15 protein-coding genes are annotated in these 15,168 nt (G+C 58.5%); 8 read left to right on the top strand and 7 right to left on the bottom strand.

All coding sequences use genetic code 11. The features are described from left to right. Positions 1-69 precede the first annotated feature (69 nt). Positions 70-1,563 carry an exodeoxyribonuclease VII large subunit gene (gene xseA / locus GOX21_RS00550; protein WP_170374772.1) on the top strand — a complete coding sequence of 498 codons (1,494 nt, stop codon included), beginning with the start codon at positions 70-72 and terminating at the stop codon, positions 1,561-1,563. A gap of 7 nt (positions 1,564-1,570) precedes the next feature. On the opposite strand, the gene GOX21_RS00545 is transcribed toward xseA, so the two are convergent. Continuing rightward, entirely contained in the window at positions 1,571-1,966 is a 396-nt protein-coding gene (locus tag GOX21_RS00545; protein WP_170374770.1) for a hypothetical protein, read from the bottom strand. Between the two features lie 124 nt (positions 1,967-2,090). On the opposite strand from GOX21_RS00545, the gene GOX21_RS00540 reads away from it, so the two are divergent. The 5 genes from GOX21_RS00540 to GOX21_RS00520 all read left to right on the top strand — a co-directional run bounded on the left by GOX21_RS00540 (position 2,091) and on the right by GOX21_RS00520 (position 6,370). Then, positions 2,091-2,729, top strand: coding sequence for a lysoplasmalogenase (locus GOX21_RS00540; RefSeq protein ID WP_170374768.1), 639 nt, complete (start codon positions 2,091-2,093; stop codon positions 2,727-2,729). Positions 2,730-2,787: 58 nt separating this feature from the next. Continuing rightward, the gene (ftsY, locus tag GOX21_RS00535; protein ID WP_170348301.1) at positions 2,788-3,951 is read left to right on the top strand and encodes a signal recognition particle-docking protein FtsY; all 1,164 of its coding nucleotides are present in this window, start codon (positions 2,788-2,790) and stop codon (positions 3,949-3,951) included. An 85-nt stretch (positions 3,952-4,036) separates the two neighbouring features. Beyond that, entirely contained in the window at positions 4,037-4,939 is a 903-nt protein-coding gene (locus GOX21_RS00530) for an EamA family transporter (RefSeq protein WP_170374767.1), read from the top strand. A 16-nt stretch (positions 4,940-4,955) separates the two neighbouring features. Beyond that, positions 4,956-5,561, top strand: a complete 606-nt coding sequence (locus tag GOX21_RS00525) for an inner membrane-spanning protein YciB (protein WP_170357834.1) — start codon at positions 4,956-4,958, stop codon at positions 5,559-5,561. A gap of 140 nt (positions 5,562-5,701) precedes the next feature. Beyond that, on the top strand, positions 5,702-6,370 hold the full coding sequence (locus tag GOX21_RS00520; protein WP_170348298.1) for a Crp/Fnr family transcriptional regulator: 669 nt from the start codon (positions 5,702-5,704) through the stop codon (positions 6,368-6,370). Positions 6,371-6,588: 218 nt separating this feature from the next. Here GOX21_RS00520 and GOX21_RS00515 read toward each other — a convergent pair whose 3' ends face one another. The 6 genes from GOX21_RS00515 to rpiA all read right to left on the bottom strand — a co-directional run bounded on the left by GOX21_RS00515 (position 6,589) and on the right by rpiA (position 12,912). Continuing rightward, positions 6,589-8,025 (bottom strand): DegQ family serine endoprotease, encoded by a 1,437-nt coding sequence (locus tag GOX21_RS00515; protein ID WP_174818786.1) that lies wholly within the window; start codon positions 8,023-8,025, stop codon positions 6,589-6,591. Positions 8,026-8,210: 185 nt separating this feature from the next. Further along, the gene (locus GOX21_RS00510) at positions 8,211-8,405 is read right to left on the bottom strand and encodes a DUF2065 domain-containing protein (RefSeq protein WP_170374763.1); all 195 of its coding nucleotides are present in this window, start codon (positions 8,403-8,405) and stop codon (positions 8,211-8,213) included. Then, entirely contained in the window at positions 8,405-9,283 is an 879-nt protein-coding gene (gene hflC, locus GOX21_RS00505; protein WP_170348295.1) for a protease modulator HflC, read from the bottom strand. Before hflC ends, GOX21_RS00510 begins: the two co-directional genes overlap by 1 nt. After that, positions 9,283-10,425: an FtsH protease activity modulator HflK gene (gene hflK, locus GOX21_RS00500; protein ID WP_170374761.1), complete on the bottom strand. Its 1,143-nt coding sequence runs from the start codon at positions 10,423-10,425 to the stop codon at positions 9,283-9,285. Before hflK ends, hflC begins: the two co-directional genes overlap by 1 nt. A gap of 72 nt (positions 10,426-10,497) precedes the next feature. Beyond that, a complete protein-coding gene (gor, locus tag GOX21_RS00495) occupies positions 10,498-11,856 on the bottom strand; it encodes a glutathione-disulfide reductase (RefSeq protein WP_170374759.1) in 1,359 nt (452 codons plus the stop codon). Positions 11,857-12,126: 270 nt separating this feature from the next. Next, positions 12,127-12,912 (bottom strand): ribose-5-phosphate isomerase RpiA, encoded by a 786-nt coding sequence (gene rpiA, locus GOX21_RS00490; RefSeq protein ID WP_170348292.1) that lies wholly within the window; start codon positions 12,910-12,912, stop codon positions 12,127-12,129. 167 nt (positions 12,913-13,079) lie between these two features. Between rpiA and GOX21_RS00485 the strand changes: the two genes are divergently transcribed. Next, the gene (locus GOX21_RS00485; RefSeq protein ID WP_170374757.1) at positions 13,080-13,781 is read left to right on the top strand and encodes a glutathione S-transferase family protein; all 702 of its coding nucleotides are present in this window, start codon (positions 13,080-13,082) and stop codon (positions 13,779-13,781) included. Position 13,782: 1 nt separating this feature from the next. Beyond that, positions 13,783-15,156: an L-serine ammonia-lyase gene (locus GOX21_RS00480; RefSeq protein WP_170374755.1), complete on the top strand. Its 1,374-nt coding sequence runs from the start codon at positions 13,783-13,785 to the stop codon at positions 15,154-15,156. The last annotated feature ends 12 nt before the right edge of the window (positions 15,157-15,168 follow it).

Raw genomic sequence — 15,168 nt, 5'->3', positions numbered from 1 at the left:
TCTCCGATCTGCTTGGCCTCGCCTTGCGCGCGTTCTAAGCTGGCCGGGCATTTGACACAAGGCGCTGAAATGTCCGACCTGCTTGACGACCCCATTCCCGGCCAAAACACCCCTGAATACACTGTCTCGGACATCTCGGGCGAGGTGAAACGCACGCTAGAAGGCACGTTCGGCCGAATCCGTGTGCGCGGCGAGGTCGGGCGCGTGTTCAAGGCGCGCTCGGGTCATCTCTATTACGACATCAAGGATGACCGGAATGTGCTGGCCTGCACCACATGGAAAGGCCAGATCTCGGGCTTGTCCGTTGTCCCCGAAGAAGGGTTGGAGGTTGTGGTCACCGGTCGACTGACCGCATTTGGCGCGCAGTCGAAATACAACTTGAACGTCGATGAGGTCGCCGTTGCCGGACAAGGCGCGCTGATGGCGTTGCTGGAGAAACGCAAGAAACAGCTTGAGGCCGAAGGGCTGTTTGCCCCCGAGCGTAAAAAACCGCTGCCCTATCTGCCACAGGTCATCGGTGTTGTGACCTCTCCCTCAGGGGCGGTGATCCGGGACATACTGCACCGCCTGCGGGATCGGTTCCCGCGTAAGGTTCTGATCTGGCCAGTCGCCGTGCAGGGGTCGAACTGTGCCCCCGAAGTTGCAAATGCGATCAACGGGTTCAACAAATTAACACCCGGCGGGGCTCTGCCGCGCCCCGACCTGATCATCGTCGCCCGAGGCGGCGGATCGATCGAAGACCTGTGGGGCTTTAATGAGGAAATCGTGGCGCGCGCCGCTGCGGGATCAGATATCCCGCTGATCTCGGCCGTGGGGCACGAGACGGACACGACGCTGATTGACTACGTCTCAGACCGTCGCGCGCCCACCCCGACCGCCGCCGCCGAACTGGCCGTACCTGTACGGATAGAGCTCCTGGCCTGGACCGGCGAACAAGGCGCACGTCTGTCGCGTGCCGCAACCGATGCGGTCCAACGGCGGTTGCAGCGCCTGCGCGACCTATCGCGTGCGCTACCGCGACCGGACAGCTTGTTGAATACCCCGCGTCAACGGCTTGATTTGATTGCAGATCGCCTGACCCCGGCGCTTGAGCGCGGTGTGCAGAACCGCCGCCTACAAGTGGTTAAACTTTCCTCCCACCTACGCCCCTCGACTCTGCGCAACCTTGTTTCAAGCCGACAAGAAGCGGTGCGCAACCTGTCGTCACGCCTGTCCTTGCGTCCCATTCAGCGTGAGATCGAGATACAGCGCCAATCCATCACCCGATTAGCTGAGCGTATGAACGCCGCCCAAACAACGCGTCTGGACCGGATGCGACAACAGCTGGACGCCACCGACCGCCTACGCGAAACGCTCAGCTACAAGGCAACGTTGCAACGGGGTTATGCTGTGGTCCGCGCCGAGGATCAGGTTGTCACGACAAAAGCTCAGGCTGCAAAGCATGGCTCACTTGAGATAGAGTTCGCCGATGGCGTGCTGACCACCGGTCAAACAGCTGCCCCACGATCAGCTACGAAAAAAACGCCCAAAAAAGACGCGCCAGATCAGGGTTCATTGTTCTGAGCCGGTCTCAGACGCCAACATCCGGCCCATGGCAGATCATCTCTTCGTCAACATCCTCGGCCTCATAAAGCTCGGTTTCTTCCGGGTCGCCTTCGAATTGCGCGATCAGACCACCCCCTGATCGGGTGAACACCCAGCATTGTGGGTCCAGACGGTCTTCGTAGATGAAACAGATCTGGGCATCCTTTTCATACCAGACGCCATGCTTGCAATCGCCATCCAGAAACGACCAGATGACACGGCGATTGGGCAAGTACCGCTCAACGCCATATACCTGCCCCTGAAAACCGTAGAACAGGGTTTTCCCCCGCGTGTAGTCGTCAAAATCCGCACCCGACAGGGCTGATTGAGCCGTCGCTGAATACGCGGGCAGCAGAAAAAGAATCACAAGATATCTGAGCATAGCCACATTGTGTCAGAAGCAATTGTCCGGCGCCAATCACCATTTCCGCAGGATCCCTGCCTCAACGTCACGGTTGAGGTGAATCAACAACCCGTCACAAGCTGCTGAAAACGGAGAGGTATCTATGACAACTGTACTGTTCTGGCTCGCGGCTGCTTGTGCTTTGGCCTACCTGCCGCTGTCGCCGCGTCCGGCCAGCACATTGCGATCCGTGTTGAAAACTGCATCCGTCGCACTGCTGGCCGTGACTGCCTTGTTGGGTGCAGGTCCGCTTCTTCTGGTGGTCGCCCTCTTATTGTGCGCCATTGGCGACGCGCTGTTGTCGCGCGAAACTGACAGCACTTTCATGGCCGGGATTGGGGCCTTTGCCGCAGGTCACCTTGCATATATCGCCCTGTTTCTTACTCATCCTTCAAGCAATCTTGCCCTGATTTTCGACCAGCCTGGATATTTCTGGTCCCTTATCATTCTAGGCATTGTCGCCGCCACCCTGTTGGCCCCACGGGCCGGGGACCTCAAAGGTCCTGTTCTGGGCTATATTCCGATCATTCTGGGGATGGGCGTCGCCGTACTGACCCTGCCCGAAACCGGCGCCCTGAGATGGGCCTTGCCTGCAGCTCTGGCCTTCATTGCCTCGGATCTTATCTTGGCAACCGAGAAGTTCCTGCTGCCCAAGGGCCACCCCGCCCTGAAGATCACGCCTTATCTGGTCTGGCCACTTTATTGGGGTGCTCAGGCGGGTCTGCTGATTGCGTTCCTCTGACCCTTTGCAACTGCCGCAAATCCGCATTAGGTGAGGGGAACACCTGCGGAGACCAAAAATGGCGTTTTTCTCAAAGCTCAAGGACAAGTTGTTCAAATCCTCGTCCCGCCTCGAACAAGGGCTTGAGGCCATTGTTGAAGATGGGGGCGAGGAAACGGTCGCACCCGACCCGATCATCCCGGACCCCGAGCCGCAGCCGGAACCCGTGCCGGAAGTTCCCCAACCAGTCCCAGAGGTGCCCGAACCTACGCCAGCGCCGCAACCGGTTGAGGTACCCGAGCCCGCGCCTGTTGATCCGACACCTGCCCCCCCGCCCCCCGAGGCGACACCTTCCAAAGGCGTATTGGGTCGATTGTTCGGGCGCAGCGAGGCCAAAACCGCCGTGCGCCGTACGCTGGACGATGACATGCTGGAACAGCTCGAGGAGCTGCTGATCGCCTCGGATATGGGCGTAGATACTGCCTTACGTGTCACCGCCAACATGGCCGAAGGGCGTTTTGGTCGCAAACTCTCGACCCAGGAAATCAAACAGCTTTTGGCGCAGGAAGTGGCCCGCGTAATGGAGCCAGTCGCCAAACCCCTGCCCATCTATGCCAAACGTCCGCAAGTGGTGCTGGTCGTCGGCGTGAACGGCTCAGGTAAAACCACAACGATCGGCAAACTGGCCAGCCAGTTCAAAGCTGCCGGCAAAAAGGTCGTGATCGCTGCAGGAGATACCTTCCGCGCTGCCGCTGTCGAACAGCTGCAAGTCTGGGGCGAACGCGCGGGCGTGCCCGTCCTGACCGCCCCTGAAGGGTCCGATCCGGCCAGCCTTGCCTTCGACGCGCTGACCAAGGCGCAAGAGGACGGTGCCGACTTGCTGATGATCGACACCGCCGGTCGGCTGCAAAACCGCGCCGACCTGATGGAAGAACTGGCCAAGATCGTCCGTGTTATCCGCAAGAAAGACGAAACCGCGCCGCACAACACTTTGCTGGTGCTGGACGCCACGACCGGTCAGAACGCGCTGAGTCAGGTGGAAACTTTCCGCAATCTAGCCGATGTCTCGGGCCTGGTGATGACCAAACTGGACGGCACGGCCAAGGGCGGCGTTCTGGTCGCACTGGCTGACAAGTTCGGCCTGCCCATTCACGCCATCGGCGTCGGAGAGCAGATTGATGACCTCGCCGCTTTCGACCCCGAAGAATTCGCCGCCGCGCTCACTGGTCTGGATCAGTCCTGAACCGCAGCTTTATCTGGCCTCAAATACCCTCGGGGGGGCTGGGGATGGAAAATCCCCGCCCCCTCCCAGCGAAATGATCTGACACTTGAGCGACTGGCTGATCTCTCTCGAAGGCACGGAAGCAGGCCATCAACTTGCCCTGGGGCTTGCTTTGATGGCCGCCTTCCTGCACGCAGTGTTCGGCGCCCTGCAAAAAGGCCGCCACGATCCATGGCTATCACGCGGTGCGATCGACGCTAGCTATTGCCTGATGGCCGCCCCGTTCGCTTTTTTTGTAGTACCGTGGCCTGAACCCTATATGTGGCCAATCTTTGCCACCGTCTGGCTGATCCATGTCGCCTACAAAGTTCTGCAGGCGATGGCCTATACCAAGGGCTCTTACACTGTCGTCTACCCGGTTGTCCGCGGCACAGGCCCCCTGTTCACCGTCATCGGTGCCTATCTGCTGTTCGGAGAAACCTTCACCGGTACCCAGTGGTTCGGCGTGGCTGTCCTGCTGGCTGGTATCTTTGGATTGGCCGCCTATAACTTTCGGTTTCTCGAAACCAACCGCGACACGCTGGGCATAGCGCTGGTATTGGCCGTTTCGACCGGCTTGTTCGTGGCGTTTTACACCACCTATGACGCCTATGGCATCCGCGCCACTGCCGATCCGTTCACCTTTCTGGCCTGGTTCTTCATGATCGACGGTGCGACCATGCCGATCTATGCCTTTCTGAGATGGCGCGCGATGATCAATCGGCCTACCATTGGGCCTTTGATGCTGCGCGGCCTTGCAGGCGGCATTATCGCCCCAATGTCTTTCGGAGCCATCATGCTGGCCACAAGGCTCGACAAGGTCGGCGAAGCGGCAGTCCTACGTGAAACCTCAACCGTCTTTGCGGCCCTGATCGGATGGCTGGTGTTGAAGGAAACCGTGGGGCCACGGCGGATTGCGCTGATGGCATTGATTGCACTCGGCGCCGTAATAGTTGAAATGGGCGGGTAAGCAGCAGGAAACCACTATGTCAGGCAAAAAAGAGATCAACCCGTTTCTGAAACAAGTGCTGGAGCTTGGGCCTCCACTGGCATTTTTCTTCATCTACCTACGCCTGCGCGACGACAGCTTCCTGATCGGCGGCATCGAGTATTCCGGCTTTATCATTGCCACCATCCTTTTCGTGCCGCTGATGCTGGCCGCGATGGGGGTTCTTTGGTTCCTGACCGGTAAGCTCAGCCGGATACAGATTTTCACCGCATTCATGGTCATCTTCTTTGGCGGCCTGACCGCCTGGTTCAATGACGAGCGGTTTTTTAAAATGAAAACCACGCTGGTCTACGGCTTCTTTTCAATCATGCTTGGCATCGGTCTGCTGCAGGGCAAATCCTACCTCGCCTATGTTCTGGACGAAATGCTGCCCATGCGCCACGAGGGGTGGATGATCCTGACCCGACGTCTGTGCGGTTGCTTCGCCGTTCTGGCCGTAGCTAACGAATTTGTCTGGCGGACGATGTCCACCGACCTTTGGGTCAAGATCGAAACATTCGGCTTTCCGATAGCGCTGATGGTGTTTCTGATGCTGCAATTCAATCTGCTGCAAAGCTATATGGATGACCCCGACCACCAGTAGATGAACCGGCTGGGAAGGCGTTCGCCTCATACGTTTGCGATGGTTTGTCGGCCGATGCCGACAAAAACCTTGGCTTAAGGCCGAACCTGTGGAAAGTTGTGTCACCACCAAAACACTCACAGCCGGAGAATCTGGAACTCATGACGGCTTTCCCAGACAGCGGCTTCCTGTCCGAGGCATCCGACGGGTTGAAAGCCATGCTTTCCGCCCAGGCGACTGAAATCGCACTGGAACGTGGTGACGTCCTGTTTGAACAGGGTGACGAGGGTGACGCATTGTACGCCATTCTCGAAGGTACGCTTGAGGTGTCCTTTCTGGCCATGAGCGGCCGCAAACTGTCGCTGACCCTTATGCGCCCTGGTGAGGTGTTCGGAGAGATTGCACTGTTCGACAGCGGCCCTCGCACAGCCACCATCGCTGCGGCAGAATCCTCGCGCATTCTGCGTGTCCGGCAGGGGGACGTGATGGAGCAAATTCGCCAGCATCCCGATCTGGCGGTCGACTTGATCCGATTGGCCGGTCTGCGCATGCGGTGGATGGGGTCGCAGCTGAATGAGCAGGTGTTCCTGCCGATGCCAATCCGGTTGGCCCGCAAGCTGTTACACCTGTCCGGACTTCAGGATGACCCTTCGACCCGGATCACCCTGTCGCAAAGCGAACTTGCCGAATTCGTTGGCGCCACGCGCGAGGCGGTGTCCAAGACGATCTCGACCTGGAAACGCGACAACGTGGTCGAAGCTTCGCGTGGCGGGTTGATGATTCAGGATTTCCAGGCCCTGCGAGAACTGGCAGAATCCGACCTGATCTGACCCCTGTGACCTGCTTCACAGACCTTTTACAACATCAAGACTAATCTCTTAGTTGTTACCGTAGGAGGTCAGAGAATCATCCCCGATATCTGTCCACTGACCTCTCCCTGTATCAGAGCCATGCGCCTCCCCGGCGTGTGGCTCACCTTTTTTCTGTCCCCAAAAACGCAAAAAAGCCGGAGCGATGACCCCGGCCTTTTGGTTTATTTAGGTGTCAGTTACTCGCCCAGGCTCAGCGCCACAAAGCGCGGTTCACCGCCACGGCGTACCAGCAACAACAACGACTTGCGGCCTGCCTCACGCGCTTCTTCCATACGGGCCTCAAGATCTTCAATCGAACTGACCTTCTGCTGACCGGCTTCGGTAATCAGATCACCGGCGCGCAGCCCCTTGGAAAAAGCTTCGGACGCTTCGTCCACCGCAGTCACAACCAGCCCTTCTGCCTCCGCATCCAAATCAAGATCGGTGCGCAACGTATCTGTCAGGGGTGAAATCGTCAGGCCCAGAATATCGGCGTTTTCCTCAGGCGCGGCCTCTGGTGTGTCCTCTTCCTCGCTATCCGCGCGTTCCGCATCCTCACGACGGCCCAGCGTGACCAGAACGGTCTGAGTGCCCCCGTCGCGATGCACCACAACACGAACCGACTTGCCAACCGTAGTCTCGCCCACCTGACGCACCAGACCGCGCGTATCTTCGACCTCGACCCCGTCAAAGCTGAGGATAACGTCACCCGCAAGCAGGCCCGCATCTTTGGCCGGACCGTCCGGTACATCGCTGATCAGCGCGCCGCCGGGTTTGTCCAGCCCCATCGCCTCGGCCATGTCCTCGGTCACGTCTTGAATGCGCACGCCCAGCCAGCCACGGCGGGTTTCACCGAATTCGCGCAGTTGGTCAACGACCTTAACGACCACGTTGGACGCCATCGAGAACCCGATCCCGATGGAGCCGCCATTGGGCGACAGGATCGCGGTGTTCACGCCGATCACCTCGCCGTTCATATTAAACAGCGGCCCGCCCGAGTTCCCCCGGTTAATGGCTGCGTCCGTCTGAATATAGTCGTCATAAGAACCGCTCAGCGCCCGGTTGCGGGCCGACACGATACCAGCCGAAACAGAAAAGCCCTGTCCCAGCGGGTTACCCATGGCAATCACCCAATCCCCCACACGCGCAATGTCGCTGTCACCGAATTGCACATATTGCAGCGGACCCGAGGCTTCGACCTTGAGCAGCGCGATGTCTGTTTTTTCATCTGTGCCAATCACCTTGGCGGGCAACTCTTTCTTGGGCTGGCCGTCGCCTGGAAAGAATTCCACAAGGATTTCATCAGCTTCCGCAATGACGTGGTTGTTGGTGACGATATAACCGTCCTCGGAAATCACAAAACCCGATCCCAGCGCATTGCTGCGGCGTGGGCGGTCGCCCTCTTCACCATCTCGGTCCTGAAACTCGCGAAAGAAATCCTCGAACGGAGAACCTTCGGGCACGATCCCTTGCGGGCCAGTTTGCCCTTCGATCAGGGTCGATGTGGTGATGTTCACCACTGCTGGGCTGATCTTTTCGGCCAGCGGCGCCAGGCTTTCGCTCCGCGCCTGCGCGGCTACGGATTGGGCCAGAACAAGCAACATCCCCGCAAAGGCCAACCACATCAGCCGCATGAAACCAACACTGTCGTCCCTTTGGACGGAAATACTGCGCGCTTGTGCCTGCACTTGGGAACTCCTTGTCGAACAACGTCATAAGGGTGCCGCATAGCAACCCCTCTTGGAAACCAATGTAGTCAGTTTACCCAAGCCCGCAACTCGGGATCGCGGGGAATTCACCGGCAATTGAAATCAACGTGTCAAAACCCGAGCTGAAATGCACCCCACAACAACACCAGACCGCTGACAACACATAGCAGACCGGTCAGACGACGGGCCTGTTCAGGCAGTGATCGAAGCGCCTCAAGCATACGTTCAATAAGCGAAGGGGCCAGCGCATAGGCCAGCCCCTCGACAATCAGTACCAGCCCGAAGGCCAGAAGGATCAGGCCCATTACCGACCAGCCTGCCCGGTGGGCGATTTCAGGTAATTGAAGAACTCGGAATCCGGGCTCAGAACCATCGAACTGTTGCTACCGCCCAACGCATTTTCATAGGCCGACAAAGAGCGGTAGAATTCAAAGAACTCAGGGTCCGCGCCGTAAGCTTCGGCAAAGATCGCGTTACGTTCGGCATCTGCTTCACCGCGGATGATCTCGGCCTCACGACGAGCATCCGACACCAGTTCAACCACAGTACGATCCGCCTGGGCGCGCACTCGCTGGGCCGCCTCGTTACCACGGGCGCGTTCATCGGTCGCCTCGCGTTCACGCTCGGCCTTCATCCGGTCAAAGGTGGCCTCTAGGTTGGCTTGCGGCAGGTCAGTTGCTTTCAAGCGCACGTCGATGACGTTAACGCCCAGCGCCTGCGCTTCGGCGATCGCGCTGTTGCGGATACGCAGCATCAAGGCGGCACGGTCGGAACTCAGGATATCGCGGGACGAAACCGAACCCAGCACTTCGCGGGTTTCGGCGCGCAAGATGCGATCCAGACGATCCTCGGCGACCGGGATACCGCCAACACCGACGGCCTGACGGAAGCGGTTCAGATCGGAAATCCGATAACGTGCAAACGCATCAACAACCAAACGACGGTCATCCAGTGGCGTTACTTCAAGCGGCTGCACGTCGATCGACAGGATACGGTCGTCATAGCGCACAACTTCCTGAATCAGCGGAATCTTGAACGCCAAACCGGGCTCTTCCTTCACGGCAACGACGCGGCCAAATTGCAGAACCAGCGCACGTTCACGTTCGTCCACGATGAAAATCGAGGACAGGCCGATTACACCCAGGATCACAACCAAAATGAGGATTATAGGTGACTTACGCATCAGTTGCTCTCCTCAGTCTGATTGCGGCGCAGCTCGTTCAGCGGAAGATAAGGCACGACGCCCTGCCCCGACCCTGTCGAGTTCTCGTCGAGGATGATTTTGTCTACGTCGCCCAGAACCTGCTCCATTCGCTCCAGATACAGACGCTTGCGCGTCACATCAGGTGCCTTGGAGTATTCTTCCAGAACCGCGCTAAAGCGGCTGGCCTCACCCTGCGCGCCATTGATCTGCTGGGCGCGATAGGCTTCGGCCTCTTCCAGAACCTGCGCGGCTTCACCACGGGCCTCAGCCAGAACACGGTTCGCATAAGCGTCGGCCACGTTTTGCAGGCGGTCACGTTCTTGCGCCGCAGCCTGAACATCACGGAACGCTGCGATCACGTCCTGTGGAGGGTCAGCCTTGTCAAAGTTTACGCGGACGATGTTCACACCAGAATCGTAGCTGTCCATTGTCAGCTGAATCAATTCCTGCAACCGGTCTGCGATAATGCCCCGGTCCCTGTTCAGAATCGGTGCCAACTCGCTCTGTGCGATGATCTCGCGCATCGCCGATTCAGAAACGGCCCGAATCGTCTGACGCGGATCGCGCAAGTTAAACAGATATTTAGCCGGATCGTTGATGTTCCAGACAACCTGATAGTCGATGTCGACCACATTTTCGTCGCCGGTCAGCATCAGACCATCGTCACTGCCGCGCGCACCGCCCATGTCTTCATTCTGTTCACGGGTTACCGGGATCACCTCGGCGGTCACAAACGGCCAAGGCGCAAAGTTCAGACCCGGATTCCCAACGGCCGAAAATTCACCCAAGAACAACTCAACCGACTGTTCTTCCGGTTTGACCGTGTAGAAGCTTGCAGCTCCCCACAGACCCGCGGCAACCAGCAAACCAATTACTACCGTGCCTTTGGTGAAAACCGGACCACCGCCGCCCGTTCCCTGACCGCCGCCGCGGCCACCGCCGCCGCGACCGCCCATCAGAACGCGCAGCTGCTCTTGGCCTTTTTTCATCAGCTCATCGATCTCGGGGATCTGCGGGCCGTCGCCTTCGGGAGGCTTGCGTCCGTCCCCATTATTACCCCGATTTCCTCCGCCTCCAGAAGAGCCTCCGCCCCCCCAGGGGCCACCGCTGTTGCCCGCCATATGTATCTGTTCCTTCGTGTTGGACCGTGTGATCACGGTGTCCCTTGTAACTTGTGTGCGCGCGCTTGCAAATCAAGCAGTGCGAACAGGTTGCCGCATTGTCACCAGTTCTTCGGCCATAACCGGGTGAACGGCAACCGTGCGGTCGAAATCTTCCTTGGTTGCACCCATTTTAACGGCGATTCCTGCCAGCTGGATCATCTCGCCCGCGCCCGGTGCCACGATATGGCAACCCAACACCTTGCGGGTCGCCTGACTGACGATCAGCTTCATCAGCACCCGCTGCGTTCCACCCGCAAACGCCTTTTGCATCGGCTTGAACGAGGTTGTATATACCTCGACCGGTTCTTGCGCGGCAGCGTCTTCCTCGCTCAATCCCACGGTACCGAACTCCGGTTGGGTGAAGATCGCGGTCGGGATCAGCTCGTGATCGACCGGCGTCGGGTTGCCTTTGAACACTGTTTCGACAAAAGCCATGCCCTCGCGGATCGCAACCGGTGTCAAATTCACCCGATCTGTCACATCCCCAATTGCAAAGATCGAAGGCACGCCCGTCTGGCTGTATTCGTCCACAACGATCTCGCCCTTACGACCCCGTTCAACGCCCACTGCCTCAAGCCCTAGGTTGTCGGCATTGGGCGCACGACCAGTGGCGTACATGACAACATCGAATTGATCCTCGGTGCCGTCGGTGGCTTTGACGCGAATTTGGTCACCTTCCTTGGTCATCTCCAACACATTGGTGCCCAGACGTACATCAATACCGTTCTGGCGCATTTCCTCGCAGATCAGGCCGCGTGCTTCCTCATCAAAGCCGCGCAGAATTTGCGCGCCGCGGTAGAACTGAGTGGTCTTCACACCCATCCCGTTCATGATCCCTGCGAACTCGCTGGCTATGTAGCCGCCACCGACGATCAAGATGGATTGAGGCAATTTCTCAAGATGGAAGATTTCGTTTGAGGTGATGGCCAGATCTGAGCCCGGAAACTCGGGCACGACCGGACGACCGCCGGTGGCGATCAGGATGTGCTTGGCCGTCTTACGCGTGCCATCGGCCAGCTCAACCGTATGCGCATCAACCACATGGGCACGCTGATCAAAGCTTTCGACACCGTTGTTTTTCAGGATATTGCGATAAACACCTTCAAGCCGATCCAGTTCCGCGACCAGCTTGTCGTGGAACATGTTCCAATCAAGCCCGCCGGGTTTAACATCCCAACCATAGGCTTGCGCGTCCTGCATTGTCCCTGAGAACTCACTGGCAAAGACCATCAGCTTTTTCGGAACACAGCCTCGGATGACACAGGTCCCGCCATAACGATCCTCTTCGGCCAGCGCCACCTTGGCACCATTCTCACCAGCAGCCACACGCGCTGCGCGAACCCCGCCCGAGCCGCCTCCGATGACGAACAGATCATAATCAAAGCTCATTTACCGTGCCTCTTTCAGTTTTCAGCAAGCGCCATCAAAGCGACGCCACGGGTGTATCTTATTGCTCACCACAGTCCAGACCGTTCTGGTGAGACAGTTGATCTTGCCAGGACGCAAAAAAATCGGCCAGTAATGCTCAACCGTCCTTACGAACCGCTCAGATATGGGTTTCGCCATAGATTGCAACTGGAGGGGCATGCTCTCGAATGTGCCGTCCGGTTTTTGGAAACTGACTTCGCCGAATTGTAATGCCGAAAGCTCTGACATTCGTCAGTCAGCCAAATCCGAGAACAGGTTTTCACCACTGTCCACCAATTCGTCCAGCTCGGTGGTACCCGCGTTGATGTCGCGCAGTTCGACCCGGCCGTCCCCGTGGCCGATCACGACCTTGTCACAGATGTCGATGAACAACCCGTTCTCGACCACACCTGGCACCTGATTAAGCACCAGCGCCAACTGGCGCGCATTGCCGATGCGCTGCAGGTGCAAATCCAAAACGTGGTTGCCTTCATCTGTCACAAAAGGGGCTTCACCATCCATCCGAAGCATGGCCGAAGTGCCCAGAACATCCATCGTGTCCAGCACCTCTTGGATCAAAGTGCGGGTGGTTTGCCAACCAAAGGGGATCACCTCGACCGGCAAAGGGAAGGCGCCCAGGGTTTCGACCTCTTTGCCGGCATCGGCGATGACGACCATCTGGTCGCTGGCCGTGGCGACGATCTTCTCCTGCAGATGCGCGCCACCGCCACCTTTGATCAGGTTCAGCTCGCCATCGAATTCATCCGCGCCATCAATGGTCAGATCCAACCACCCCGCCTGATCCAATGAGACCACTTCGATCCCGACTTCGCAGGCCAGTTGCGCGGTGCGGATCGACGTCGGAACACCCTTGATCCGCAGCCCTTCTTTTTTGACCCGCTCACCGATGCGACGCACCATCCAAGCGGCTGTTGACCCTGTCCCCAGACCTACACGCATTCCGTCTTGCACCATGTCAGCAGCGCGACGAGCGGCGACATATTTGGCGTTATCGATGGGTGACAGATCACGGGTCATGGCAGCGTTTCCCTTTATTACTGCCAGACTTATACGAAATGCGGCAACCAACCGCGAGTGCCAAATCGCCGCCATCACGCGTAAACATGCGTGGAAAATACGCGTTTCCGAAGGGAAACGTCGCAATCGAGGCTTCCGGCATTCGCCCCGCAAGTTACATAGGGGCCATGACCGCGCCCTATCGCCTTCATTATGCCCCCGACAACGCCTCGCTGGTGATCAGACTGGTGTTGGAAGAGATGGGCCTTCCTTTTGAGACCGTACTGGTGGACCGCCGCCGGAACGAACAGGACAGCGCGGCCTATCGGGCCTTGAACCCGAATGGATTGATCCCGGTGCTGGACACCCCGCAAGGACCGATCTTTGAAACGGCAGCCATTTTGTTGTGGCTGGCGGATACGCACAAGCAACTGGCCCCTGCCCCCAACAGCCCGGATCGGGTGGCGTTTCTGAAATGGCTGTTTTTTGCGTCCAACACGCTGCACGCCGATCTGCGCATTCTTTTCTATGCTGAAAAGTACATCGACCCCGTGCAGGCCGAGACCCTGCGTGAAGGCATCCGCCCGCGCCTGCGCCAACATTTGCGGGTACTGGATGCCGAAGCCCAGAAAGCGCCGGATTGGCTGCAGGCCGACACCCCATCGGTTTTAAGCTTTTATCTGGCGTGCCAAATGCGTTGGATGGCGCTGTACCCCGCCAGCGCGGATCGCAGCTGGTTTCAGCTCAGGGACACGCCCCATCTGCAGGACATCCTGACGCGGCTGGATTCCCGACCTGCAACCCAAGCCGCCATCGCGGCCGAGGGGTTGGGGGTTACGCCGTTCACCTCACCACGTTACGCTACACCTGAAGAAGGCTCAGCTACCTGATATGTTTCTATCTGTCTTCGATATGTTCAAAGTGGGCATCGGCCCGTCATCGTCTCATACCATGGGGCCGATGGTGGCCGCCGCGCGTTTTCTGGACATGATGCGCGCGTCCCCGTTCGAATTTGCGGGGCTGCGCGGATCGCTGCACGGCTCGCTGGCTTTTACTGGGGTCGGACACGCCACCGACCGTGCCACCATTCTGGGACTGGCCGGGTTTGTGCCCGACACCTACGACAACGATAAGGCCGAGGCCGCGCTGGCGGAAATTTCCAAGACGCACTCGGTGACGCCCGAAGGGTTGCCGACGCTTCAGTTCAACCCAAAGACTGACCTGATCTTTGACTATGACAACAACCTGCCCGGCCACGCCAATGGCATGATCCTGATGGCCACCGACGCACAAGGCGATGTGATCCTGCGGCAGGTTTACTACTCGGTCGGCGGTGGCTTTGTCCTGACCGAAGAGGAACTGGCCGAAGGCAAGGCAACCGACGAGGGCGACCCGGTCCCGTTCCCGTTCAAATCCGCCGCCGAAATGCTTGAGATGGCAAAGACCAGCGGCAAAAGCATCGCTCAGATGAAGCGCGATAATGAAATCGCGCGCGGCTGTGCCGATAGCTTTGCCAAAGGCACTGCGCGTCTGTGGGAAGTTATGAACAATTGCATCGAGCGCGGCCTGAATACTGACGGCATTTTGCCCGGTGGCCTGAACGTGCGACGCCGCGCCAAAGGCATTCACGATGCTCTGCTGGCCGAGCGGGGCATGAACCTGAACGCGCCGCACACCATCAATGACTGGATGAGTGTCTATGCCATGGCGGTGAACGAGGAAAACGCCGCTGGTGGGCAAGTCGTGACCGCCCCGACCAATGGCGCGGCAGGTACGATGCCTTCGGTGCTGCGCTATTACCTTGATCACGTGCCCGGCGCGTCGGAAAGCCATATCGAGGATTTCCTTCTGACCGCTGCCGCCATTGGCGGACTGGTGAAATATAACGCCTCGATCTCTGGCGCCGAAGCGGGCTGTCAGGCCGAAGTCGGAAGCGCATCAGCCATGGCTGCGGCAGGTCTGTGTGCCGTCATGGGTGGAACACCGGAACAGGTTGAAAACGCAGCTGAAATCGCGCTGGAGCATCATCTGGGCATGACCTGTGACCCGGTTGCCGGGTTGGTGCAGGTTCCGTGTATCGAACGCAACGGACTGGCGGCGATCAAAGCCGTTTCCGCAGCATCGCTGGCGTTGCGTGGCGATGGAAAACACTTCGTACCGCTGGATTCCGTGATCGAGACTATGCGCCAGACCGGCCATGATATGCACGAGAAATACAAGGAAACGTCACTGGGCGGCCTGGCGGTGAACGTACCCAACTGCTGATGCCGCAGTAAG

It is taken from the genome of Ruegeria atlantica (assembly GCF_013032005.1).
Lineage (GTDB): Bacteria > Pseudomonadota > Alphaproteobacteria > Rhodobacterales > Rhodobacteraceae > Ruegeria > Ruegeria atlantica_A.
The sequence above is the reverse complement of the archived record's forward strand: the minus strand, read 5'-3'. Positions and strand labels throughout refer to the sequence as shown.

Bases quoted from the DNA above. Each gene is read 5' to 3' on its own strand.
- gor (WP_170374759.1), bottom strand. From the start codon at position 11,856: ATGAGCTTTGATTATGATCTGTTCGTCATCGGAGGCGGCTCGGGCGGG.
- hflK (WP_170374761.1), bottom strand. From the start codon at position 10,425: ATGGCGGGCAACAGCGGTGGCCCCTGGGGGGGCGGAGGCTCTTCTGGA.
- GOX21_RS00480 (WP_170374755.1), top strand. From the start codon at position 13,783: ATGTTTCTATCTGTCTTCGATATGTTCAAAGTGGGCATCGGCCCGTCA.
- xseA (WP_170374772.1), top strand. From the start codon at position 70: ATGTCCGACCTGCTTGACGACCCCATTCCCGGCCAAAACACCCCTGAA.
- GOX21_RS00520 (WP_170348298.1), top strand. From the start codon at position 5,702: ATGACGGCTTTCCCAGACAGCGGCTTCCTGTCCGAGGCATCCGACGGG.
- GOX21_RS00545 (WP_170374770.1), bottom strand. From the start codon at position 1,966: ATGCTCAGATATCTTGTGATTCTTTTTCTGCTGCCCGCGTATTCAGCG.
- rpiA (WP_170348292.1), bottom strand. From the start codon at position 12,912: ATGACCCGTGATCTGTCACCCATCGATAACGCCAAATATGTCGCCGCT.
- GOX21_RS00540 (WP_170374768.1), top strand. From the start codon at position 2,091: ATGACAACTGTACTGTTCTGGCTCGCGGCTGCTTGTGCTTTGGCCTAC.
- hflC (WP_170348295.1), bottom strand. From the start codon at position 9,283: ATGCGTAAGTCACCTATAATCCTCATTTTGGTTGTGATCCTGGGTGTA.
- GOX21_RS00515 (WP_174818786.1), bottom strand. From the start codon at position 8,025: ATGCGGCTGATGTGGTTGGCCTTTGCGGGGATGTTGCTTGTTCTGGCC.
- GOX21_RS00485 (WP_170374757.1), top strand. From the start codon at position 13,080: ATGACCGCGCCCTATCGCCTTCATTATGCCCCCGACAACGCCTCGCTG.
- ftsY (WP_170348301.1), top strand. From the start codon at position 2,788: ATGGCGTTTTTCTCAAAGCTCAAGGACAAGTTGTTCAAATCCTCGTCC.
- GOX21_RS00525 (WP_170357834.1), top strand. From the start codon at position 4,956: ATGTCAGGCAAAAAAGAGATCAACCCGTTTCTGAAACAAGTGCTGGAG.
- GOX21_RS00510 (WP_170374763.1), bottom strand. From the start codon at position 8,405: ATGGGCCTGATCCTTCTGGCCTTCGGGCTGGTACTGATTGTCGAGGGG.